This is a genomic window from Vitiosangium sp. GDMCC 1.1324 (assembly GCF_003044305.1).
In the GTDB taxonomy this organism is placed as follows: Bacteria; Myxococcota; Myxococcia; order Myxococcales; family Myxococcaceae; genus Archangium.
In genome coordinates this window covers 225,633-249,167 of record NZ_PZOX01000014.1, presented here as the reverse complement: position 1 = coordinate 249,167, position 23,535 = coordinate 225,633, and the positions used below count along the sequence as shown (strand labels likewise).

General features: G+C 69.2%; 14 protein-coding genes. 9 read left to right on the top strand and 5 right to left on the bottom strand.

Annotated features, from left to right (window positions below; translation table 11 throughout):
• Positions 1-2: 2 nt before the first annotated feature.
• The 3 genes from DAT35_RS34785 to DAT35_RS34775 are packed head-to-tail and all read left to right on the top strand — an operon-like array spanning position 3 to position 2,241.
• Positions 3-728 carry a TIGR02269 family lipoprotein gene (locus DAT35_RS34785; RefSeq protein WP_233261900.1) on the top strand — a complete coding sequence of 242 codons (726 nt, stop codon included), beginning with the start codon at positions 3-5 and terminating at the stop codon, positions 726-728.
• 23 nt (positions 729-751) lie between these two features.
• On the top strand, positions 752-1,468 hold the full coding sequence (locus DAT35_RS34780) for a double-CXXCG motif protein (protein WP_108073363.1): 717 nt from the start codon (positions 752-754) through the stop codon (positions 1,466-1,468).
• 53 nt (positions 1,469-1,521) lie between these two features.
• On the top strand, positions 1,522-2,241 hold the full coding sequence (locus DAT35_RS34775) for a DNA-3-methyladenine glycosylase (RefSeq protein WP_108073361.1): 720 nt from the start codon (positions 1,522-1,524) through the stop codon (positions 2,239-2,241).
• A gap of 140 nt (positions 2,242-2,381) precedes the next feature.
• Here the strand turns inward: DAT35_RS34775 and DAT35_RS34770 are convergent, their stop codons facing one another.
• Together DAT35_RS34770 and DAT35_RS34765 are read right to left on the bottom strand one after the other, a co-directional pair.
• Positions 2,382-8,783, bottom strand: coding sequence for an AAA family ATPase (locus DAT35_RS34770; protein WP_158502033.1), 6,402 nt, complete (start codon positions 8,781-8,783; stop codon positions 2,382-2,384).
• A gap of 151 nt (positions 8,784-8,934) precedes the next feature.
• On the bottom strand, positions 8,935-9,624 hold the full coding sequence (locus tag DAT35_RS34765) for a phosphoribosyltransferase (RefSeq protein WP_108073357.1): 690 nt from the start codon (positions 9,622-9,624) through the stop codon (positions 8,935-8,937).
• A 150-nt stretch (positions 9,625-9,774) separates the two neighbouring features.
• Here DAT35_RS34765 and DAT35_RS34760 point away from each other — a divergent pair, with 150 nt between their 5' ends.
• The 3 genes from DAT35_RS34760 to DAT35_RS34750 all read left to right on the top strand — a co-directional run bounded on the left by DAT35_RS34760 (position 9,775) and on the right by DAT35_RS34750 (position 15,689).
• Positions 9,775-12,192 (top strand): DEAD/DEAH box helicase, encoded by a 2,418-nt coding sequence (locus tag DAT35_RS34760; protein WP_199243083.1) that lies wholly within the window; start codon positions 9,775-9,777, stop codon positions 12,190-12,192.
• A gap of 234 nt (positions 12,193-12,426) precedes the next feature.
• A complete protein-coding gene (locus DAT35_RS34755; protein ID WP_233261899.1) occupies positions 12,427-13,716 on the top strand; it encodes a ribonuclease H-like domain-containing protein in 1,290 nt (429 codons plus the stop codon).
• A 182-nt stretch (positions 13,717-13,898) separates the two neighbouring features.
• Complete coding sequence (locus tag DAT35_RS34750) at positions 13,899-15,689, top strand: cytochrome c (RefSeq protein WP_108073353.1); 1,791 nt, start codon at positions 13,899-13,901, stop codon at positions 15,687-15,689.
• Here DAT35_RS34750 and DAT35_RS34745 read toward each other — a convergent pair.
• On the bottom strand, positions 15,681-16,385 hold the full coding sequence (locus DAT35_RS34745) for a glutathione S-transferase family protein (protein ID WP_108073351.1): 705 nt from the start codon (positions 16,383-16,385) through the stop codon (positions 15,681-15,683). The genes DAT35_RS34750 and DAT35_RS34745 overlap by 9 nt on opposite strands.
• Before the next feature lie 120 nt (positions 16,386-16,505).
• Here DAT35_RS34745 and DAT35_RS34740 point away from each other — a divergent pair, with 120 nt between their 5' ends.
• From DAT35_RS34740 to DAT35_RS34730, 3 genes are all read left to right on the top strand, one after another.
• Entirely contained in the window at positions 16,506-17,414 is a 909-nt protein-coding gene (locus DAT35_RS34740) for a LysR substrate-binding domain-containing protein (RefSeq protein ID WP_108073349.1), read from the top strand.
• A 62-nt stretch (positions 17,415-17,476) separates the two neighbouring features.
• Entirely contained in the window at positions 17,477-17,896 is a 420-nt protein-coding gene (locus DAT35_RS34735) for a hypothetical protein (RefSeq protein WP_108073347.1), read from the top strand.
• 35 nt (positions 17,897-17,931) lie between these two features.
• Positions 17,932-20,982, top strand: a complete 3,051-nt coding sequence (locus tag DAT35_RS34730) for a kelch repeat-containing protein (protein ID WP_233261898.1) — start codon at positions 17,932-17,934, stop codon at positions 20,980-20,982.
• On the opposite strand, the gene DAT35_RS34725 is transcribed toward DAT35_RS34730, so the two are convergent.
• A complete protein-coding gene (locus DAT35_RS34725; protein WP_108073343.1) occupies positions 20,903-21,697 on the bottom strand; it encodes a hypothetical protein in 795 nt (264 codons plus the stop codon). The two genes, DAT35_RS34730 and DAT35_RS34725, sit on opposite strands and share 80 nt — an antisense overlap.
• Entirely contained in the window at positions 21,694-23,526 is a 1,833-nt protein-coding gene (locus DAT35_RS34720) for a serine/threonine-protein kinase (protein WP_158502032.1), read from the bottom strand. Before DAT35_RS34720 ends, DAT35_RS34725 begins: the two co-directional genes overlap by 4 nt.
• Positions 23,527-23,535: the final 9 nt, after the last annotated feature.

Here is a 23,535-nt window from a genome sequence, read left to right as displayed (position 1 = left end):
GCATGAGCTTCTTGCGCTCCAGGATGGGACTTGCGCTCCTCGGCGTGCTGCTGAGTGCCTGTGTCACCGCCGCGCCCGAGGTGCGCGAGGAGGCCGAGGCGCCCGAGGTCGTGTCCGCCTCGTGGGACGAGGCTCGAGCGGACCCGACGTGCGTGGTGCCGCTGTGCGACGAGGAGCGCTGCGCGGTCTGGCGGTGCCAGGACGTGGCGGATGTGGACGCCCACCCCGTGCTGCTGGCGCAGGCGCCGGTCATGGAGCCCATGGCGGAGCCGATGCTCCCCGAGCCACTGGTGGAGGGGCCTGGCGCGAGCCGCTGGTGGGGACACCCACTCGGGGAACCCCGCTCGGCTTCTCCCGTCTTCGAAATCCCCTGGCACAACTGGAAGACGCGGGAGTTGAGCTCGCCCAGGCTCTACCGCCACCAGTGCCTCAACCCTCCGCGCGAGCCCTTCGAGAAGCACCACATCTTCCCTCAAGAGGCAGTGCTGGCCAGATGGTTCACGCGCGAAGGCATCGACATCCATGCCTTCACCATCCGCCTGCCCAGGAGCTTCCACCGATGGCTGCACAGTGGAGGGCCCCAGGGTGGACAGTGGAATGAAGCGTGGCGGCAGTTCATGAGGACGAACCGTACTACCGCCAAGGCTGAGGACATGTGGCGGTTCGCGGGCGAGTTGATGATGCGGTTTGGCGTGAACGGGCCACTCGTGCCCTACTTCTGTGATTGAACGGTCAGGTGGCGAGCACACGCATGAAATACTTCGTCATCGAGGAAGACAGGTCCGCGGGCTACACGGGCTTTGTTGATGCCGCACCCAAGTGGGGGCTGCCGGGTGTCCGCGACTGCCCTGTTTGCAAGACCACCTGGGGGGCTGGTTTCTCGTACCCCTGCGTGGATTTGACTCCGGTGACGGCCCTGGCTGATTTCGAGACGGCCCGGCCCGAGCCCATCGAGGAGTATGAACGGCTGTGCGAGCTGGTACGTCCCCTGCTGCCTCCGGGGGCCATTTTGCGACCCGGGACGGATTTTGGCCCATCGGTCGGCAAGGCGCAGGGTCGCTTCGGGCCGCTCGTCATGAACTACTCCTGGGTGCTGATGGTGCAGCGCGAGGCGCTGGAGAACCTCCAGGCCGAGGGGCTGCGAGGACTCAAGGGTTGCCGTGCCGAGTTGCGCTTTCGCCAGCGCAACGCGCCTGAGTTGTTCGATCTGGAAATCCTCCCCATGGGCCGACTGCACCGGGATTGTCTGCCTCCCGATTGCCAACCGTCTTCCTGTTCGCGCTGTGGCCGGAATTTTGTTCCGCTGCCCGATGACCTCGTGCTGGATGCCACCACCCTTCCGAGAGACCTGGACTTGTTCCGTCTGGAGGACTTCTCTCAGGTGATTGTCTGCACCGAGCGTTTCGTGGACGCCTGCTCGCGCCTGGGCTTGGACGGCGTTGCCTTCAAGCCCGTGCCGTCGAAGTGAGGCGCCTCGACACGGGGGCTGCGCGGGACCCGTGCCGGTGGCACGATGGGCCCATGCCCGCAGCGACCGCTCGTGTCCTCCCCGCCACCGACTCCACTCCTTCCTCCGAGAGCCTCCTGCCCGAGGGTTTCACTCCCGCGGCGCGCAGGGTGTTGACGAAGGCGGACCCGACACTCAGCGCGCTGATGAAGCGCGTGGGCCCCTTCCGCATGAAGGTCAACTCGATTCAGAGCCCCTTCCTGGCGCTGGCGGAGTCCATCGTCTACCAGCAGCTCACGGGGAAGGCGGCGGCCACCATATTTGGCCGTGTCTGCGAGCGTGTGGGCACGGGGCGGCGCTTCACTCCAGAGGCGGTGCTCGCCCATCCGGTGGAGAGCCTGCGCGAGGCGGGACTGTCCGGGGCCAAGACGGCGGCGCTGCGAGACCTGGCGGCGAAGGCGCTGGAGGGCGAGGTGCCCACGCTGGCCCGAGCGCGGCGCATGAGCGACGCCGAGCTGGTGGAGCACCTCACGAAGGTGCGCGGCATCGGCCAGTGGACGGTGGAGATGTTGCTTATGTTCCGGCTGGGCCGGCCAGACGTGCTGCCGGTGGACGACTACGGCATCCGCAAGGGCTTCATGCGCACGTACGGCCTGGATGAGATGCCGCGCCCCAAGGAACTGCTGGCCTACGGTGAGCGCTGGCGTCCGTGGCGCTCGGTGGCGAGCTGGTACCTGTGGCGCTCGCTGGAGCTGTCCGACAAACCCGCATCCTCTGGAGGCGGAAGGGCGTGACCCTGAGCGGAGGTGGATGCCCACCCCGTGCTGCTGGCGCGGGCGCCGGTCGTGGAGCCAGTGGCGGAGCCGGTGCTTGCCCATGCCGATGACGAGCGCACGTTTGCAAGACTTCGTCGCCTGAAGCCTGGACCTGCGCTCTATTTCCTCATGGACGCATCCCAGGCCGTCTTCGGCAGCGGCGCCTGTTGCCTCTGGCTGGCGCTTCGCGGGAGCTCGACGAAGAACGCCGTCCCCTTCCCGGGCTCGCTTTCCACCCAGATTCGCCCGGTGTGCGCCTGGACGATCTGCCGCGAAATGAAGAGCCCGAGGCCGAGCCCGCCGTAGTTGTGCGAGGCAGCGCGCTCGAAACGCTCGAAGATCCTCGTCTGGTCCTCCTTGGGGATGCCCATGCCTCGGTCGTCGACCCGCAGCAGCGCCTTTTCTCCCTCGCTCCACACCTTCATCCGGATGGGGCGCCTGGCTCCATACTTCAGGGCATTCGTGAGCAGGTTCATCACGACCTGCTCGAGGCGAAGCCTGTCCCACTCTCCAATCACCGGGGACTCGAGCTCCAGTGTGAGAATGCAACCGGCTCTCTCGAACTGCTCGGCGAGGCGGTCCGCTACCGCCCGCGCGAGGGCGGCGAGATCTACCTCTTCCGGGTACAGCTCGAGCCGTCCCGTGTTGATGCGGGAGACATCGAGGAGCTGCTCAATCAGCTGCGTCAACCGCTGTATCTGGTCACTGAAGGTCTCGAGCATGTTCGAGACCTTGCCGCCGAGCTGTGGCCCCAGGGGTTGGCGCGCGAGGGCGAGCTCCATCTGCCGGGCGCGCAGTTTCATGGAGGTGAGGGGCGTCTTGAGTTCGTGCGAGGCAATGGACAGGAATTCGTCCCTCACGCGAATGGACTCCTGGGCCTTGCGGTAGAGCAGGGCATTGTCGATGGCGAACGCCGCTCGGCGCCCCAGCTCCTCCGTCAGTGCCAGCTCGGCTGGGCCATATCCACGGCGCGACTGCGTGGAGAGCAGCGACAGCACGCCGAGGCAGCGCCCCCTCGCCCAGAGCGGCACGCAGATGGAGGGTTTCCCCTCCAGATCCCTCAGTGCGTTCCACCGGGCCGCCTCCGGAAGGGGCTGTCCCAGGAGCCCGGGCATTCCCGGGGAGGTCTCCGGCTGGCCGGTGCATATCACCCGGTGCGGGCCGGTCGAGGTGCTGGCGTCCAGCGGATGGCTCTGGAGGAACTCGCGCACGCGTCCGGCTCGAGCTGGGAGGACATCGGCCACCGCTACCGGATGGTGCTGCCCGCTCTCGTGGAGCGCGAAGACGATGCACAGGTCCGCCAGCTCGGGGACGGCGAGCTCGGCGATGCGCTGGAACGTGGTCTCATAGTCGAGCGACGTCCCCAACTCCCGGCTGGCTTCGGCCAGGAAGCGCTCCGCCACTTCCATCCGCTTGCGCTCGGTGATGTCCGTGGAGACGCCGCAGAGCGCGTAGGAGGCCTCGGCCGCGTTCTCGAGGGGAAACTTGATGGAGAGGTAGGTATGTGGGCCGTCCTCGTGGGGCATCACCTCCTCCCATTCCAACGGCCTGCCAGCCTCGAGCACTTCGAGGTCATGGGCCCGGAATTCATCCGCCAGCTCCTTCGGGAAGACCTCCTCGTCGCTCTTGCCGATGAGCTGTTCCGCCGTGACCCCGAAGAGGCGCTCGAAGCGCCGGTTGACCAGGAGGAAGCGCCCCTGGGAGTCCTTGATGGAGACGAGCGCGGGGGTATTGTCGATGATTGACTGGAGCTGGCGCTGGCTCCTGCGGAGCGACTCCTCCGCCTCCTTGATGTCGGTCACGTCGCTGATGACGGCGACTCCTCCTCGGAGGGCGCCGAGGTTGTCCTTGAGTGGACGGGCGGTCACGAGCAGCCACGCTCCCGCCGGTCTCGCGGGGTGGCGCATGAAGAGCTCCTGCCTGTCCACGGCCTCACCCCGGATGGCCCGGGCCAGTGGCAGCTCCTCGGATGGATAGGGGGTGACCTGGTCGTGCAGGTAGATGCCATAGCGCTCCGACCATCGCCCGGGGGGCGCGTCGGTCACACCGATTCCCACGATCTGTTCCGCTGCCGGGTTGAAGAGCACGAGCCGTCCGTTCTCGTCCGCCACTGTCACGCCTTCGCCCATGCTGGAGACGATGGACTGGAGGAGCTGGCCCTTGGCATGGAGCTCGGAATAGAGCCTGGCATTCTCGAGGGAGATGGCGGCCTGGGATGCCAGGAGCTCGAGTGTCGCCACCCGGTCCGCGGAGAAGGCGTTCCTCGTCAGGTCGTTCTCCAGATACAGGAGCGCCACCATCTCGCCCTGTCTCAAGATGGGCAGACACAGAGCGGATCTGCTCGAAGCGGCGGGGTCGTCCAAGCCAGACAGCCCCGGGGCGGATGAATCCCCTAGGATGACTCGCTCCCGGGTCCGCTTCACGTAGTTGATGAGGGCTTGGGGCGGAGCCCGGGCCGAGGCTGTCGGAGGGAAGAGCCGGACCACCACTTCCCCCCTTTCGAGCCACGCCTCGGCGCTGGTGGACAGCTCCTCTCCTCGGCGCAGCATCAGCAAGCCCGTCTGGGCGCCAGCCTGCTCGAGCAGGACGCGCATCAGGGTCTCCAGGAGCCGCACCAGGACGATCTCCCCGGAGATGGCCTGAGAGGCCTTCATCACCGAGAGCAGATCCAACTGCTCCGGGCGCGCCATGATCGTGGCGCTCACGGGGCTCACGGGTCGCTCCACCAGATCCGGGTAGCGCTCGTCGAGCTGCCGGACCTTTCCGTCGGCCCCCCAGCGCTCGTAGCAGGCCCGGGCTCTCCGGAAGTAGGTGTGGGCGAAGTCTTCATATCCCCGCTGGAGGTAGAACCGGGCGGCCAGCTCGTAGGCGAGGCCCTCGTTCTGGACGATGCCGTTCTCCCGCGCTGACCGGATCGCCTCCTCGTACAGGCGCATGGCCTCCGGGTCTCTCCCGAGGAGGCGGGCGATCTCCGCCGAAACCAGCGCGGAGATGTTGAAGAAGGTCTCCGGGCAGCTCTCCGCCCATTCCTGGAGCTGCCGCTGATGGGTGGCGAGCGTCTCCAGGTGACTCGCACGCTCATCGGGTGGAACCTTGTCATGGCAGGCTGCCAGGGTGAGCGCGGCATAAAAGTGGTACGCATGGATATCGAGCATTCCTCTCGATGCCCACAGGAGCTCCCTCGCTCGGGACGCCGCCGCGAGGGCCTCCTCGTAGTCTCCGGACATGAAGCGGGCCCGCAGCTTGAGGATGTAGTACCGGCAGACCATCATGGTCATCCGGTTCCCGGTCAGCCGGGCCTCGAATTCCTCCTGGCAGAACCTCTCGTCGGTGAAGGTCGAGAACGTCCGGGTGAGCCCTCGCATGTTCCGGATGAAGCATTGAATGCTGACGATGGTGTCGCAGATGTCCTGGAATCTGGCCTTGCGCACGTAGTCCAGCCGCAGCTCGGACTCACGGTAGACCTCGCTCAGTGGGACTCCCTGGACGAGCAGGTTCATGACGATGTGATGACAGGCGTAACAGGAGTGGGCGATGTGGCCCGTCTCGATGCCTACCTGGAATGCGGTCTTGAAATGGTCGAGCGCCTCAGGGAGCGGCCGGCTCCAGCAGGCGATATGCGCCATGGGGATATGGACGAGGGCTTTGACGGCGAGGAAGTGGTGCTTTTCGACGAGCTCGCAGGCCAGCCTCCCGAAGCGGTAGGCGTCCTGGTAACGGTGGAAGGAGGGGCCGAGGATGAGGCCGAACAAGACATAGCCGTGGGGCGTGGTGTCGGTGGTGCCATGGCGGAGGCTGAGGTTCACCATGTGGCAGAAGAGGTGGTGGTACAGGTTGGAGTCCGTGTTGAAGGCCGGCACAACCAGGGCCGACAGCACCCTCATGGCAGCCTGTATCTCGAGGTTCGTCATGAGGGGGAGGTCGATCAATTCCTCGATGCGACGGTCGCCCAGGCTCGCCCAGACCTTCTCGTATTCCACCTCGACCTCGTTCCAGCTGGGGTGGGGCGACATGCGGATGCCGAGGAGCTCGAGGCATTCCAGGGCGACATCGACGGCTCTCTTGTTCTCCGATTTCGTGACATGGAGCTCGATCAAGACACGATAGGCTGCGGCCTTGTCGACGCGCGTCCTGGCCCGTTCGATGACCCGATTGAACAGGTGCTCCGCCTCCTCGGTGCCGCCGCTGAAGAACTGACACTCCGCCAGCTCCTCATGCAGCGCATACGCCAGCGTGTACTGGTCCTCCCAGCAGCTCCCGGTGAGCAGCGTCACTCCGGCGGATAGATAGTTGACGGCGGAGCGGTAGGCGGTGGATGCCTTGGCCTTCCTCCCAGCCAGGAGGTTGAGGCCCGCCATCCTCTCCTTCTCCTCGGGGGAGACGATGGCCGAGGCACCGAGGTTGAGCTGGTCCGCCACGTCGAAAACCCGCTCCTCGACCTCCGCTGGCGAGAGGTGGGCCAGCAGGAGGCGGCCGCTGCGCAGGTGCACCTCACTTCGCTCGTTGTCGGGGATGAGAGAATAGGCCGCCTGCTGGACCCGGTCGTGAAGGAATCGATAGGAATTCCCCGTCCTCAGCATCAGTCCTTCCCGGACCGCTTCCCACATCTCCTGGTGGATCTCCTCCTCCGGCTTGTCGCGAATCACCGCGAGCAGCCAGGCCTCGATGCGCTCGCCGACACTGGCGGCGAGCATCAGCACGTTCCGGGTCGAGACCGGGAGGCGCTTCAGCCTCTCCACCAGCAATGCGACGACGTTGTCTGTATAGCTCTTGGCTTGGATATGCGTGATATCCCATCGCCATGCTGCCGCCGTCCGATCGAACTCAACCAGACCCTCCTGATAGATCATCGTCAGGAATTGGGTGGCGAAGAAGGGGTTTCCCTGCGTCTTCTCGTGGATGAGCCGGGCCAGCGGCCAGGTCTGGCGTGGCTCCTGGTGCAGGGTATCGGCCACGAGCAGGTTGAGGTGCTCGACGGAGAGCGGCGAGAGGACGAGCTCGTTCACGACCGCCCCCGCCTGACGGATATTGCTCAGGGTCAGCATCAAGGGATGGGAGGGACTGACCTCGTTGTCCCGGTAGGCGCCAATCACCAGGAGGTGCCGGGTCTCCGGGTGGGTGATGAGGTATTGGAGCAGTCGCAGGCTGGCGGCATCGGCCCACTGGAGGTCATCGAGGAAGAGGGCCAGCGGGTGATCCTCGCGGGTGAACACTCCCATGAACTGCTGGAAGACCCGGTGGAAGCGGTGCTGTGCCTCGAGTGGCGGCAGCTCCTGGGGGGGTGGCTGCTTGCCGATGATGAGCTCCATCTGGGGAACGACATCGATGATGAGCTGCCCGTTGAGCCCCACGGCGCCCAGGATCCGCCGCTTCCAGCCTGAGATCTGCTCTTCATCCTCGGTGAGGAGCTGCTGCACGAGCTCATGGAAGGCCTGGGAGAGCGTGGCGTAGGGCGTGTCCCGCTTGAACTGATCGAACTTGCCCGAGAGAAAGAGCCCTCTCTCCCTCACGATGGGCCTGTGCAGCTCGCGCACCAGCGAGGACTTTCCGATGCCGGAGTATCCGGAGACGAGCAGGAGCTCGGGGGCCCCGCTGGAGACGACCCTCTCGAAGGCACCCATCAGGGTGGCGACCTCCTCCTGGCGGCCGTAGAGCTTCTGCGGAATCTGGAAACGTTCCGAGACGTCATGCGCACCGAGCGGGAAGGACACGATGGACCCATGCGCCTTCCACTGCTCGAGACACCGCTCCAGATCGGACTTCAGGCCGAGCGCGCTCTGGTAGCGCTCCTCGGCCATCTTGGACAGCAGCTTGAGGACGACCCGGGAGAGCGCCTCGGGAACGGCGGGGAGGATGTCGGAGGGACTCGGCGGAGGCCGGGCGATATGGCAGTGGACCCAGCCCAGGGCATCGCTGGCCTGGAAGGGCAGGGTGCCGGTGAGCATCTCGAAGAAGGTGACTCCAAGCGAATACAGGTCACTGCGATAGTCGACGGCCCGGTTCATCCTTCCCGTCTGTTCGGGAGACAGGTAGGGGAGAGTGCCTTCGAGGAGCCGAGGGTTGCTCATCCCCTGGTATTCCCGGGGAAGGAGTGAGGCGCTCCCGAAGTCGGTGAGCTTCACCTCGCCGGTCCCGGGGTGGACGAGGATGTTCTGGGGCTTGAGGTCCCTGTGCGCGACGCCGTGCCGATGGACCTCGGCGAGGGCCTGGGTGATTCGGATGGCAAGCTCGAGGAATCGCCCGGGCTCCATGGGAGCGCCGAGGAATCGCGAGAGGCAATGGCCGCCAAAGTCTTCCAGGACGAGGACCAGCCGGTCCCGGCTGCGCTCCAGGGAATAGGGCCTCACCGCCGCCGGGCCCCCCACCTTCTTCCCTATCTCGTATTCACTCTTCAGTCGCTCGAGCTCTCGGAGGGCTGGGGGCTCGGCGCGGGGCAGCTTGAGGATGACCGGCCGCCCATCCTGCTCCCTCAACGCGCGGTAGACGAGGGTCGAAGCTCCCTCCTGGAGCGTTTCGGTCACTGTGTATCCCGGGAGGACAGGCGCACCGACGGGCATGCCGGAACGTTAACAACCCTTCCGGAGTCACCACATCTGGGACGGACGCCGCGCAGGGTGGTGGCTTGCCGAGTCGAGAACCTGCTCACCAACATCGACATCACGCGAGCAGCTTCTACCTGCAGCCCTCGCTCGTTTCTCGAGGCATGCCGCGGTTCCACGCTCGGCTCAGCAACTCGCGCACCTGCGCATCCGTGACCTCCGGATAGCTTTCGTACCATTCGGGCACGGCGACGAAGGGCTCGGGCCGGGAGCAGCAGACGACCTCCTCGAACTCGCTGGCCAGCAGGCGCAGCCCCTCCTTGGCTCCCACGGGCACGGCGGCCACCAGGGCCCGCGCTCCGGCCCTGCGCAGCAGTCCCGCTGCTCGCCGGAGCGCCACTCCCGCGGCCGTGCCGTCGTCCACGACGACCACGGTGCGGCCCTCGACCGAAAGTGCCGGCGCACTCGGCCGCATGGCGCGTACCCTCTGCCGCAGCTGTTGCCGGGCGCAGGCGATGGCGTGATCGAGCGCTTCGTCGGAGAGGTTCAGCGCATTGAGCGTGGCATCGTGGAGCTGCATCGCCGCGGGGTATCCCAGCAGCCCCAGCGTCACCTCCCGGCCGGGCGCTCCCATCGTGTGGAGGATGGGCTGTACCACGGCCAGGTCGAGCGGCGCCTCGAGCGCGCGGGCGACCTCGAAGGCCACGGGAACACCGCCGGGGGGGAGGGCGCGCACGGTGATGTCCTCGCGTCCGGCGAGGTGTGAGAGCAACCGGGCCAGCATCTCACCGGCCTCGGTCCGGTGACGGAAGGGGGTACTCATTTGCGCACAACGTGCGCCGTACCCCCATGCGCTGCAACGCCGGGAAGCCTCCTGGAAGTGCGGGCCGCGACGCTTGCTCGGACCCCCACGGGGAGTGGGTGCGCTCGCGCGTTGCCTCGCCGGGTGCACGTCTGTACAGTGCCCGACCCCATGAAGTCCGAGAAGGAAGAGGGGGCTTTCACCGGAGCCCGGCGTAAGCCCTGGAAGGGTCCCCGCGGTCTCGACGCTGTCCTCCAGGGATGGCGCGACGACAAGCAGGTCTGGCCCAACATCGCCCTCGATGAGGTGACGCCGGCCCGGGTCGGCTCCTATGCGCCCATCCCCGAGGACGTGGCGCCCCAGGTGCGCGAGGCCCTCCAGCGCCGGGGCATCGACCGGCTCTTCTCGCACCAGGCCGAGGCCTACCAGCTGGCGCGCTCGGGGCGCAGCCTGGTGATCGCCACGCCCACGGCCTCGGGCAAGAGCCTCTGCTACAACCTGCCGCTGTTGGACCGCTTCGCGCGGGAGCCGCAGGCGCGCGCCCTCTACCTCTTCCCCACCAAGGCGCTCTCGCGAGACCAGGAGGAGTCGCTGCGCGTCTTCATGCGCGAGGCGGGTCTGGAGCACGGCGCCATCACCTTCGACGGGGACACTCCAGGGGATGCGCGGCGTGCGGCGCGCGAGCGCAGCGGCGTGGTGCTCACCAACCCGGACATGCTGCACACGGGCATCCTCCCGCACCACGCCAACTGGGCGCGGCTCTTCTCCAACCTGCGCTACGTCGTCATCGACGAGCTGCACACGTACCGGGGCGTCTTCGGCTCGCATCTGGCCAATGTGCTGCGCCGGTTGCAGCGCGTGGCGGCTTTCCACGGCTCCTCGCCGGTGTTCGTTCTGGCGTCGGCCACCATCGGCAACCCGAAGGCGCACGCCGAGCGGATGCTGGGCCGCGAGGTGTCGCTCGTCTCCGAGAGCGGCGCGCCCTCCGGTGAGCGCCGGGTCATGGTCTACAACCCGCCGGTGGTGAACGCGGAACTGGGCATCCGCGCCAGCTACCTCAAGAGCGCGGTGCGGCTGGTGTCGGACCTGGTTCGCGCCGAGGTGTCCACGCTGCTCTTCGGCCAGTCGCGCAACAACATCGAGGTGATGCTCAAGTACCTGAGGGATCAGTTCATCGCGGACAAGATGGACCCGAACCTCATCCAGGGTTACCGCGGTGGCTATCTGCCGGGGACTCGCCGGGCCACCGAGGCCGCCATGCGCGCGGGCGAGGTGCGCTGCGTGGTGGCCACCAACGCGCTGGAGCTGGGCATCGACATCGGCTCGCTGGATGCGGTGGTGTGCGCGGGTTACCCGGGCTCGGTGGCGGCGCTGATGCAGCGCTTCGGCCGAGCGGGACGCCGGGGAGCGGGCAGCCTCGCGCTCCTCGTCACCTCGAGCGCGCCGCTGGACCAGTACCTCGCGGGGGATCCGAAGTACCTCACCGGCGCTCCGGTGGAGCACGCGCGCATCGACCCGGACAACGTGGAGATCCTCGTGCAACACCTCAAGTGCGCCGCCTTCGAGCTGCCCTTCGAGGAGGGAGACACCTTCGGGGACGTGCCGGCCGAGTCCACCACGGACGCGCTCGGGTTCCTCGCGCAGCACGAGGTGGTGCACCCCACGCCGGGCCCGCAGGGCAAGAAGATGTTCCACTGGTCCGCGGACGCGTACCCGGCCAACCACGTCTCGCTGCGCAGCGTGGGCTGGGACAACGTGGTCATCATCGAGCTGGGGACGGATCGGACGCTGGCGGAGATGGACTTCCGCTCGGCGCACACGATGTTGCACGAGCAGGCCATCTACCAGCACGAGGCCGAGCAGTACCAGGTCGAGCGCTTCGACTACGAGAACCACAAGGCCTACGTGCGCAAGGTGGCGCCGGACTACTTCACCGATGCGATGACGTACGTGCGGGTGAACGTCATCCAGGAGGACCAGGGCGCCGCGCTCGGTCCGGACCTGCACGCGGGCATGGGCGAGGTGAGCGTCATCGAGAAGGTGGTGGGCTACAAGAAGATCAAGTTCCACACCCACGAGAACGTGGGCTACGGCGACGTGCGCCTGCCCGAGATGCAGATGCACACCACGTCGCTCTGGCTCACCGTGCCGGAGAGCGTGGTGCGCTCCATGGGGGCGCCTCGGCCCGCTGTCATCGACGCGCTCCGGGGCATCGCCAGCGCGCTGCGAACGGTGGCCTGCGTGGGTCTGATGATCGACCCGAGGGACCTGGGCAAGACGCTCGGGAGCAAGGACGACGCGGACGGACCGCCGCGCAAGGACGGCGGCGTGGGCTTCGATCCGACCATCTTCCTCTACGACAACATCCCGGGCGGGGTGGGGCTGGCCGCGCGTCTGTTCGACCTGCGTGAGGAACTGTTGCGCCGTGCCCGGCGGCTCCTGGAGTCGTGTGGCTGTGAGGACGGATGCCCCGCGTGCATCGGCCCGGCCGCGGGCGCCATGCCTGGCAGTGCGCCGGTGGATGCCCATCCGCGCAAGCGGCTCGGTCTGGAAATCCTGTCGGCACTCGGAGTCGTGGCCCTGCAGTAGGCGAGGTGCGCCGTGGACTTGAAACGCAAGCTGGCGAGGCTCGGCGGCGTGGGTCCCGGCAGCAAGCCGGGGGCGCGACCGTCTCCCGCTCCGGAATCCCCGGAGGCGGAGGCGTCCGTCGTTCCGGTGGCGGATGTCCCGCCTTCGCTGACTGAAGCTTCGCCTTCGCCGGTTGAAGCCTCGCCCTCTCCGATTGGAGCCTCGCCCTCGCCAGCTGAAGCTCCTCCTTCTCCGGTGGAGGCACCTCCCGCCGCGGAGCCTCGGAAGGAGCTGGGCTCGCGAGTGGTCGCCCTGCGCCGGCTGCTCGGAGACTGGGCCGAGCGTCAGGACGCGGCGGTGGCGCGCCGGGGCCCCTCCGCGGCGCCACGCCCGGGTCCGCTGCCCGCCGAAGCCCGGACCACGCCGCACGGAGTCGTCCACGTCGCCGAGCGCTTGCTTCCATCGGACCACCACCACGGCAACGCGCCGCTCGCGGAGGCGCTGGAGGTGGAGCCTCCGCTGGTGGCGAGCCTCGCGCTGCAGCCGGGGCTGGCGGGCGTGGACTTCCAGCGGATGCTCTTCCTGGACACGGAGACGACGGGGCTCGCGGGTGGTACGGGCACCGTGCCCTTCCTGGTGGGGCTGGCATGGTTCGAGGGCCGCTCGCTGCGCGTGCACCAGCTCTTCCTGCGCAAGCTGGGCGAGGAGGCGCCGATGCTTCGCGTGCTGGCCGAGCGCATGGCGGAGTCCTCCTGTCTGGTGACGTTCAACGGCAAGAGCTTCGACTGGCCGCTGTTGCGCACGCGCTTCGTGCTCAACCGCGTGGCCCCGCCCGTGGAGCTGCCACATCTGGACCTGCTGCACTGCGCCCGCCGCGTCTTCAAGTACCGAGGTTCCGGGACGCGGCTGGTGCACCTGGAGGAGCAGGTGCTCGGGTACCACCGGGTGGGGGATGTGGACGGGTCGCTGATTCCAGACCTCTACTTCCGTTTCCTGCGAGGCGCGGACGGCTCGGCCCTGACGCCGGTGCTCGAACACAACGCGAACGATCTCCTCCTGCTGGCGGCGCTGCTGGGCGTGCTGGTGCGGCGCTTCCGCGCGAACGGTGCCGAGGGGAAGGATCCACGCGATCTGCTGGGCTTCGCGGGCGTGGCGCTCCGGGCGCGGGACTACGAGCGGGCCCACGCCTTCGCCCGGGCCGCCGCGGCGGGGGACGAGGGGGCCGTGGGTGTCGAGGCGCTCGCCCTGGCTTCCCGCTTGTCACGCCGGGCGGGAGATGACGCGACGGCGGCGGAGAACCTGCAGCGGGCGCTCGCGTCGGCGCGGGCGGACCAGGCGGCGCCCCTCCACCTCGCGCTCGCCAAGCTGTACGAGCATGACCTCAAGGACCTCCCGCGCGCCTTGCACCACGCAAGGCTCGCCGCGCCCGCCGAGAGCCCCGACGCGCTGCGGCGCCGCATCGAGCGCCTGGAGCGCAAGCTCTCCCGTGTGACACGCGAGTACACGCTGGATTTCGGGGCCGCGCGGCCCCGGACCGGGGCGTGAGTCGCGGGGCATGATTGGGATTGGACGGAGCAATCCTCCCTCCCGGGCCCATTCATTGTCAGACAGTGGCTCCTTCCATCCGGTCACGGTGCAGGGGGCCCTTGCCGCCACTTGAACCGCACCCGGGTACTTCCCAAGTAGGGCGGGCCGATTTCTCCCAGTGGAGAGGCGGAGGTGACGGTATGGGCGGCAGGAATGCAGGAGGGGTGCTCGTCTGGCTGGTCCTCGCGGGAGTGCTGGGGAGCTGTGCCTCGGCTCCACGCTCCACTCCACCTCCCGACACGGGAGGCAGTGACACGGCCACGGGGGGCAGCGAGGCGCCCTCGGGTAACACCGGCCCGGCGGTCGGGTTGTCCCAGCGGGAACGCGAGGTCTTCTACCACCTGCCCCAGGGCAACGAGCACCTCTGGCTCGCCGTCCTCCGGGCGCTGCCGAGCCGCGACATGCTGGAGGGCCGGGTGGCCGGGTTCCAGGCCTTCCTGGACGCACCCGAGCGCTTCGGCTTCCTGCCGGACCCCGACCACCCCGAGGGCCTGCCGGTCGGGGTTGCCTACGTCCCCATCTCCGAGCGCCAGCCCGTGGCTCGCGTGGGCATCAACTGCGCGGCCTGCCACGTCGGCGAATTCCACCATCGCGGCGCCCGGGTTCGGGTGGATGGGGCTCCGGGTCTCCTCAGCCTGGATGACTTCAACCGGGAGGCGGTCGAGGTCATGTCCAGGACGCTCGCGGACCAGACACAACTGCTGGGCTTCCTCGAGCGCCTGTCCACGCAACTCCCCACGCAGACAAGGGAAGGCGGGCTGCAGGCGGCCTATCCCGACACGGACCTGACGCCGGATGGGAACTCGAGCGCGCGGGAGAAGCTCGAGGCCGAGGTGGAGTGGTACTGCGCCCAGGGCCCGGGCGTCTGTGCGCCGCCGAAGCTCGGGCCCGAGCCAGAGCGTGGGCGCGAGTTCGACCAACAGCTTTCTCAGTACATCCACGAGCTGAGCCGCAAGCAGGTGCGCACGGTCCCCGATGCCATCCGGGTGCTGCGGGGGCACCTGCTGTACTTCATGAGACTCGGCAGGCTGAAGTTCGGCGCCTACGCGGGTCCGGGCCGGGTGGATGCCTTCGGGGTTGCGCGTGGGGTGCTGTTCGGCCCCGAGGCCGCGGGAGTGCTGGCCGCTCCGGTGAGCCTCCCCTGTCTCTGGGAGTTCCAGACGAGCCCGTGGCTGCACTGGGACGGGAACACCAACTCGATGATGGAGCGCAACATCGGCCAGGCGCTCGGCATGGGGGCGACGGTGGACCTGCGTACCTTCGAGTCCTCCATCCTCCCGCGCAACCTGGCGGAGCTCGAGCGGCTCTCTCAGAAGATTGTCACGCCTCCCTGGCCGGAGGACCTCTTCGGGCCACTGGACGCGGCACGCGTCGAGCGCGGGCGCGAGCTCTTCGCGCGCAACTGCGAGGGCTGCCATGGGAAGGGCGGGCCGAGCGTGATACCGCTGGAGCAGGTGGGCACCGATGGGAACCGGGCCCGGAGCTTCGCGGCGAAGGTCGGGGACCTGGAGTTCCCCGCGGCGTTGCAGGACGTGCTCGCGCGGGTGAAGCAGAGGGCCTGTGCGCGCGAGGGATTGGATGATGCGGAGGTCCGTCGCCTGGAGCCGGGCATCATCTATTGGCGCGCGCCGGTGGGATACGTGTCCCGGCGGCTCACGGGCATCTGGGCGACCGCGCCCTATCTGCACAACGGCTCCGTGCCCACGCTGTGGGACCTGCTCCTGCCCGTGTCGGCGCGCCCGTCACGCTTCGCCGTGGGGCAGCAGGACTACGACCCGGAGAAGGTGGGCTACTTCACCGAGGTCTCCGGCAAGCCCCGCTTCATCTTCGACGTGTCGATGCCTGGCAACGGCAACGGAGGACACGAGTACGGCACGGACCTGTCCGACGAGGAGAAGCGGGACTTGCTCGAGTACATGAAGTCACTCTGAGCCTGTGGGCGCCGCCGCTTCCTCGAGACGGATCTCGCCTTCGAAGCCACCCGCCGAGACGGCGGGCTTCTGCTGCTCGATCGCGTGGGCGAACTTCACGGCCGGATCGGCCTCGAGCTTCTCGAAGAGCCGCTGCAGGTTCGGGAAGGCACGGCGGTCGACCGCGTCGTGGTACTCGTTCCAGCGGGCGATTCCGATGAAGTAGGCGTCCACCAGGGTGCGGTGCTCGCCGAGCAGCCAGGGGCGGTCTCCGAGCAGGGCCTCGAGTCGGGCGTGGGCCTTCTGGACCTTGGCCCGGCCGTAGTCGGTCAGCGCCTTCTTCGCCGCCGGCTCCAGCTCATGCTCGTAGGCATACCAGAGCGGGCCGAACGAGCTGAAGAAGGTCGTGTTGAGGAAGGCCAACATCTGGTTCCAGCGATCGAAGTCGTGGGTGCCTTGGGGGAAGGCGAGCCGCCGGTCGATACCGAGCGCGCCGAGGTGATTCAGGATGGCGATGCTTTCGCTGATGACCTTGCCGTCGGCCGTCATCAGGGAGGGCGTCTCCGCGACGGGATTGATGCGCTTGTACGCGTCGCTCGTGACGACGCTCGGCATCTCGATGCGGCAGAGCCGGTAGGGCCGGCCGAGCCACTCGAGCGCGACGATGGAGCCGAACGAGCAGCCCGACGGGACACCGTAGAAGAGGATGGGGGTCACGAGATTCTCCGTGGTTGAAACCCGTTGATTCGGGTGCCATCAATCTGTCTCCGTGGACTTTGAGCCGGTAGAGGCTCGAACGGCGACGCAGCGTCTACGTCCATGGACTTTGGAACCTCGATGCTCAACCTCAACGACCTGGCTCTCTTCGTGGCGGCGATCGAACACGGCGGCTTCGCGGCGGCGGCGCGCCGTCTCGGCGTGCCGAAGGCGACCATCAGCAAGCGGGTGGCGGAGCTCGAGGCGAGCCTCGATGCCCGGCTCGTTCACCGCACCTCGCGCAGCTTCACGCTCACCGAGGCCGGGCGTGATTTCCACGAGCACGCGCGCGCGGTGCTCATCGAGGCGGAGGCCGCCGAGCAGGTGGTGCGCAGGCGCGTCGCCGAGCCCAGCGGCACGGTCCGGCTGACCGCCAGCGTGCCGACGGCACAGCTCTATCTGGCCGAGCAACTGCCGAAGCTCGCGCGCGCCTACCCCAAGCTGCAGGTGCATCTGGACGTGACCGACCGTTTCGTGGATGTCGTGCAGGAGGGCTACGACATCGCGGTGCGCTCCCACTTCGCACCGCTTCCGGCCTCGGGTCTGGTGCAGCGGCAGATCGCGAGCGAGCCCATCATCCTCGTGGCCGCCCCCGGCTACCTGGCAGCGCGGGAGCCTCTGGCGCGGCCCGAACAGCTCGGGCGCCATGATGGTCTCGTGAACGCGCCGGGCTCGACCGGCTGGCGCCTGCTCGGCCCCGAAGGAGAGCGCGTCGAGGTCAGCCCGATCACCGTCATGGCAGCCAACGAATCGACCGTGCTGCTCGGCGCCGCCAGGGCCGGCCTCGGCGTGACCTGCCTGCCCGAGAGCATGTGTCGCGCGGCCGTGCGATCGGGCGAGTTGGTCCGGGTGCTGCCCGAGTGGAAGGCGGGGACCGTGACGACGACCCTCCTGATGCCCCACCGGCGCGGCCAGTTGCCCGGTGTCCGGGCGACGGTGGAATTCCTGGTTGAGAGTCTCGCCCAGAAGGCGCGCGCCCTCTCACCTTGAGGACGCGCCGGGTCGCGATTTCGTGATGGCGCCCGGACGCGGCTCGAAAGCATTCTTCCTGGATGATGAACGACCAGGAGTTGCTGGAGAAGACGCTGTACGTGGCGAAAGAGGCGGGCCTGCTCCTGCTCCGCAAGCATGGCACCGTGCTCCCGTTCGGGCTGACGCTCGATACGGCGGGTGACCATCCAAAGACCTGGTTTCCCCGGGACCAACTGCCACGCGCCTCGTGGGACGAGCTGCTCGATGCCACCATCGCGCATCTCGAGCGCAGTATCGGCTCGGGCGGCGTCGGGGCGATCGCACTCGTCACCACGCTCGAGTCCGGAAGCGAGTCCGGCCTGGGCATCCAGGTCGAGACGCGCGACTCCTCGCTGTTCCTGGTGTACCCCTACAGCGGAACCGGGCAGAGCCGGAGTCTCGGCGAGCCCCAGTCCGCGGAGGGGTTGCTCGTTGGACCGCTCCTGATGGAGCGAGCATGAAGCATTCGTGGTTGGGCAGAGGGTCGCCTTCACCCGTGAGCATCTGGAGTCTGCTGCCACTGGTCTGGGTGTGGCTGGGCTGCGGCGTGCCCGGAGGGAAGGACGCACGGGCGCTTCACGAGGACGGCCGTGCCGCCGTGACACAGGGGCGGCGCCGGGCTCCGCTGGCGGCCGGGCCCGTGTCGACGCTGCGCAGCTACCACGAATTCCACACGGCGACGTTACTGCCCTCGGGCAAGGTGCTGGTGGCCGGGGGGCCGGACACGAGCGCCGAGGAGTTCGATCCGGCCACGGGCATCTGGAGCTCGACGGGCCCGATGGTCGACGCCCGCTACACCGCCACGGCGACGCTGCTGCCCTCGGGCAAGGTGCTGGTGACCGGGGACTTCCTGGACCCCAGTGGCTATCTCACCTCGGAGGTGTACGACCCGGCCACGCGCACCTGGGGCATGACGAGTGCGATGAAGAACGGCCGCTCCCTTCACACGGCGACGTTGCTGCGCTCGGGCCGGGTGCTGGTGGTGAGTCAGGGTGAAGCGGAGGAGTACAATCCGGCCACCAACTCCTGGCGCGCGACGCGTGCGATGGCCACGGAGCGCCTCGAGCACGCGGCGACGCTGCTGCCCTCGGGTGAGGTGCTCATCACCGGGGGCTACGCGGTGGACCATCCGGTGGCCAGCGCCGAGATATACGACCCGGTCACGGGCACCTGGCGCACGACGGCGTCCATGCACCAGGCCCGTCGCAACCACACGGCGACGCTGCTGCCCTCGGGCCAGGTGCTGGTCACCGGGGGCGAGGGGCCGGATGGCGGCGCGCTGACCAGCGCCGAGTTGTACGACCCGGCCACGGGCACCTGGAGCGAGACGGGCGCGCTGGCCACGGCTCGCATCCAACACACGGCGACGCTGCTGCCCTCGGGCCGGGTGCTGGTGGCCGGGGGAGGCCCCGGTGGTGCCCCCTCCCGCGTGGAGGTGTACGACCCCGTGACGGGCACCTGGAGCGAGACGGCTCCGCTCCTCATGTCGGGCCTCGCCCTGCACACGGCGACGCTGCTGCCCTCGGGCAACGTGCTGATCGTCCACGGCCAGCAGGCGGAGGTGTACACGCCTCCCGCCACGAGCACCTGGAATCCCGTGGCCGTGCCGGCCCTGGCCCATCGGGGCCACACGGCGACACTGCTGCCCTCGGGCCAGGTGCTGGTGGCCGCGGGCGAGGGGACGGCCCGCGCGGAGCTCTATGACCCGGCCACGAACACCTGGCGCGAGACGGGGGCGCTGGCCCACGCGCGTTCCGGGCATACGGTGACGCTGCTGCTCTCGGGCCGGGTGCTGGCGGCCGGTGGCGGGACGGCCAGCGCGGAAGTGTACGACCCGGACACGGGCACCTGGAGCGAGACGGGGGCGATGGCGACGAGTCGCTCCGGGCACACGGCGACGTTGCTGCGCTCGGGCCGGGTGCTGGTGGTCAGCGGGGCTCAAGCCGAGGAGTACGAGCCGGGCACGGGCACCTGGAGCGAGACGGGCCGGCTGGTCACGGCCCACACCGGGCACACGGCGACGCTGCTGTCGTCGGGCAAGGTGCTGGTCGCCGGAGGAGGGACGGCTCGCGCGGAGCTCTACGACCCGGCCGCGCGCACCTGGAGCACGACGACGGAGATGAGCCAGGCCCGTGCCCACCACACGGCGACGCTGCTGCCCTCGGGCCAGGTGCTGGTCACCGGGGGCCAGGGGGACGCGGCGGACAACCTGTCCAGCGCGGAGGTGTACGACCCAGACACGGGCACCTGGAGCGCGACGGGAGCGATGAAGACGAGCCGCTCCGGCCATACGGCGACGCTGCTGCCCTCGGGTCAGGTGCTGGCCGCCGGCGGCGTGGGCGGCGAGGCCGTCACGGAGGTGTACGACCCGGCCACGGGCCTCTGGAGCGAGACAGGGATACTGCCCGACGCACGCTCCGGGCACACGACGACGCTGCTGCCCACGGGCCAGGCGCTGGGGGTCGGCGGCACGAGCGCCCTGACGGCCTCCCACGCGGTGCTGTACTCGGAGCCGCGGGTGCTCGCAGCGTGGCGCCCGGCCGTGGACGCGTTGACCGTGAAGAAGCCCGGCTCGGTGCTCCGGCTCACCGGGCGCGGCTTCCAGGGCCTGTCCGAGGCCAGCGGCGGCGTCACCCAGGGCTCCGCGACCAACTACCCCCTGGTCACCCTGCGGGCCCTGGAGGGGGACACGCTCGTGCGCCTTCCGGGGAGCGACTTCTCGGGCTCGGCCGTCAGCGTTTCCCTGCCCGCGGTGAGGGATGGGTACTACCTGCTGTCCGTGATGGTGAACGGCATCCCCGGCGGGCAACTGCTCCGGGTGGATGGCACCGCTCCGGCTCCGCCCCAGGTGACGGCTCCGGGCCGCGGGACGTGGCTCAACAACTCCCGGCCCACCTTCTCCGGCACCGCCGAGCCGGGCAGCTCGGTGCGGCTGGCGCTGTCCGGAGGCGGGACGTGGACGCTCACGGCCGACGTGCGAGGCGCCTGGAGCTACACCCCGGACACGGCGCTGGCCGAGGGGCCTTACACGGCCTCGCTCACCGCCGTCGATGAGGCCGGAAACGAGAGCCCGGCTTCCGAGGCGCTCGGCTTCACCGTGGACACGCGGGCCCCCGAGGCTCCGGAGGTGACGGCCCCGGGCGACGGCATCACCTTCTACTCCCACCGGACGCCGGACATCCTGGGCAGGGCCGAGCCGGAGAGCACGGTGCGGCTGTCGCTGGACGCGGGCGAAGCCGTGACGCTGAAGGCCGATGGTGCGGGCTTCTGGAGCTTCACGCCTCCCCAGCCCCTGGCGCTCGGGCTTCATGGCGTCTCGGTCACCGCGACGGACCGGGCGGGCAACACCAGCGCGCCTGCCACCTCCTCCTTCACCCTCGCCACACCCGGCAGCTACTTCGGCTTCAACTGCGCCTCCGCTCCCGCCTCCCCGCTGCTCTGGGCCTGGGGGCTGGTGGCCTGCTGGCTCACTCGTGAAGGCGCACGTCGAAACCGAGCCCCGCCTGGGCCGTCAGCGCGAGGCGCTGGTGGGCCTCATCGCCGATGAAGAAGTAGTCCGCCCCCACGTCCAGCAGCGCGACGAAGCCCGCGGGCAACGAAAGCCTGCCGCCCACCACCAGGCCCCCGGCATAGCCTCCCGCGCCGGGGTTGAGGGTGGCGCGCAGGCCCACGCAGGGCCTCAGGCTCCCCGTGCCCGGCACCAGCCCCCCCTGGAGTTGGAAGGTCGGAGGTCTGCCCAGCCACGCCCGGGCGCTGCCCTCCAGCAGGCCCTGGCGGAAGGAGAGCCCCGCGCCCGGACTCCACATGCGGTTGAGGGGCTCGACGAGACCGAGGATCTCGGGCCGCAGGCGTGGAGCGTTTCGCGCCCGCTCCCGCGCCTCGCGCTCGCGCAGGGCCGCCTGCTCCGCCTCGTACCGCTTCTCGGCCTCCACCCGCTCCCGGATGGTCTCCGCGAGGGCGACGAGCTCGGGCAGGAAGCGGATGGGGTCCACGCGCATCTCCGGGTTCTCGCGCGCGAGCAGCTCGAGCTGTTGCTGGGCCCGGCTCGAATACAGGAGCACATGCAGCGAGGCGGCCAGGTAGATGCGCGCCGTTCCCCGCTCCTCGGAGGACAGCCCCGGGCGGTCCAGTAGCTGTTCACAGGCCTGGAGCGCCGCCGTGTACTGGCCCTCCTCGTAGAGCTGGATGCACGGCGGTGTGTCCGCGCGGGCAGCGGAAGCGAGGAGCAACAACACCACGGCGGCGAGGAAGCTCGGGCTCATGGAGGGGAGGAGGCCTGCTCAGCGGGTTCGAGCCGGGTGGTGTACGTCAGGAGCTCGCCCGGGGAGATGACGATCTTCGTGTGATGGGGCTCGAGGCCCGGGTTGCGCAGCTCGAGCTCATGCTCGCCCGCGGGCAGGACGTAGCTGTGCAGGGGCGGCACCCTCCCGAGCATCTCTCCATCCACCCATACATCGGCCCAGGCGCCCTTGACGATGAGCCGCAGCGTTCCGGTCGTGCGCGTGGCCACGGACGAAGGATCGGCCTCGGGTGGGGTTGGCGGCGCGGCGGCCTGCGTGGCGGAGGCCGGCCCGTGGGAGTCAGGCCCGGAGGCCTCGGGCTTCGCGGGCGGGGTCTCCGCCGCCTGCGCGGGAGCCGGGCGGGTCTGCCTCTTCGACGCGAGGGAGGTGGCTCTCGCGGGCGAAGAGGCCGGGGTGGAGTGGGGCTCGGGCGAGGGCGTGACCGCGGGCGGCGGTGAGACGGGCGACACTGGGGCGGGCCGCTGCCTGGCCACACCGGGCACCTCTGCTCCGGGAGCCTCGGGAGCAGGTTCGCGGCCCAGGACCAGGATTCCCCCGAGCGCGAGCACCAGCAGTCCGCCCGCCACCGCGCCCTGCCGCCAACGCGGGCCGCGCACCGGGACCGGGAGCGGCGGGGACTCCGGGAGCGGTGAAGGCGCTGGCGTCACGGGAGACAGTGAAGGCGCCGGGGTGAATGGAGACAGCGAGGGCGCTGGAGTCGCCAGGGGGGCAGAGGGCGCTGGCGTCACCAGGGACGGAGAGCGCGCGGGGAGAGCCTGTCCCTCCCCGGCATGGGACCCGGACGCGGCGGACGGCCGCTGGAGGGTCGGTTCATCCATGAAGGCGAGGGCGGGGGCGAGCTTCGGCCCGGTGAGGACGGGGGGAGGCGGGCTCCCGGGCCGTTCCGGCTCCTGGAGCAGGGCCCTCAGCTCCCGGGCCACCTCGCTGGCCGAACCCGGGCGCTGCGCGGGCTCCTTGGCGAGCAACCGGAGGACGAGCTCGTCGAGCGGAGGAGGCAGCTCCACATAGGAGGAAAGTCTGGGGGGAGGGCTCTTCAGGTGATGGGCGACGATCTCCATGGACGAACGGCCCGGGAAGGGCCGCCGCCCGGTGAACATCTCGAAGGCGATGACGCCCACCGCGTACAGATCGGTCCGGGGGCTCACCGCCTCGCTCAGGGCCTGCTCCGGCGCCATGTAGTGGGGCGTGCCGACGATCAGGTCCGAGCGCGTCTGGGGCGCGGTGCCGTCGGGCACGGTGCTGCGCTTGGCGAGCCCGAAGTCGAGCACCTTGACGGACTCGGTGCCGTCCGGCTCGAGCACGACGAAGATGTTGCTCGGCTTGAGGTCGCGGTGGATGACGCCCCGGGCATGGGCGGCCGAGAGTGCCTCGAGCACCTCGCCGAGCAGCCTCAGCACCCGGGAGGGCGCCAGGGGAACCCCCGGCTCGAGGAGCTCACTGAGTGGCAGGCCCTCGAGGTACTCCATGACGAGGTACTGGCCGATGCCCGGCTCCTGACCGAAGCCGAAGACGTCGATGATGCCGCGGTGCTGGATGGCGCCCGCCGCGCGGGCCTCGCTCAGCAGATCTCTCGCGTGGGGGCTGCGGGCGTGGTCCTCGCGCAGCACCTTGACGGCCACCCGGCGGCCGATGGCCACATGCTCGGCCTCATAGACGATGCCCATGCCTCCGCGGCCGATGCACCGGCGCACCTGGTAGTCGCCGAGCCGCCGGCCCACCAGCGCGTTCTCCTCCTCCGAGCTCTGCTCCGGGGCTCCGCTGGCCGGTGACTCCGCGAGAAGGCCGTGCACGGGACACGC

Bases quoted from the DNA above. Each gene is read 5' to 3' on its own strand.
- DAT35_RS34775 (WP_108073361.1), top strand. From the start codon at position 1,522: ATGCCCGCAGCGACCGCTCGTGTCCTCCCCGCCACCGACTCCACTCCT.
- DAT35_RS34735 (WP_108073347.1), top strand. From the start codon at position 17,477: ATGATGAACGACCAGGAGTTGCTGGAGAAGACGCTGTACGTGGCGAAA.
- DAT35_RS34780 (WP_108073363.1), top strand. From the start codon at position 752: ATGAAATACTTCGTCATCGAGGAAGACAGGTCCGCGGGCTACACGGGC.
- DAT35_RS34725 (WP_108073343.1), bottom strand. From the start codon at position 21,697: ATGAGCCCGAGCTTCCTCGCCGCCGTGGTGTTGTTGCTCCTCGCTTCC.
- DAT35_RS34750 (WP_108073353.1), top strand. From the start codon at position 13,899: ATGGGCGGCAGGAATGCAGGAGGGGTGCTCGTCTGGCTGGTCCTCGCG.
- DAT35_RS34785 (WP_233261900.1), top strand. From the start codon at position 3: ATGAGCTTCTTGCGCTCCAGGATGGGACTTGCGCTCCTCGGCGTGCTG.
- DAT35_RS34760 (WP_199243083.1), top strand. From the start codon at position 9,775: ATGAAGTCCGAGAAGGAAGAGGGGGCTTTCACCGGAGCCCGGCGTAAG.
- DAT35_RS34740 (WP_108073349.1), top strand. From the start codon at position 16,506: ATGCTCAACCTCAACGACCTGGCTCTCTTCGTGGCGGCGATCGAACAC.
- DAT35_RS34765 (WP_108073357.1), bottom strand. From the start codon at position 9,624: ATGAGTACCCCCTTCCGTCACCGGACCGAGGCCGGTGAGATGCTGGCC.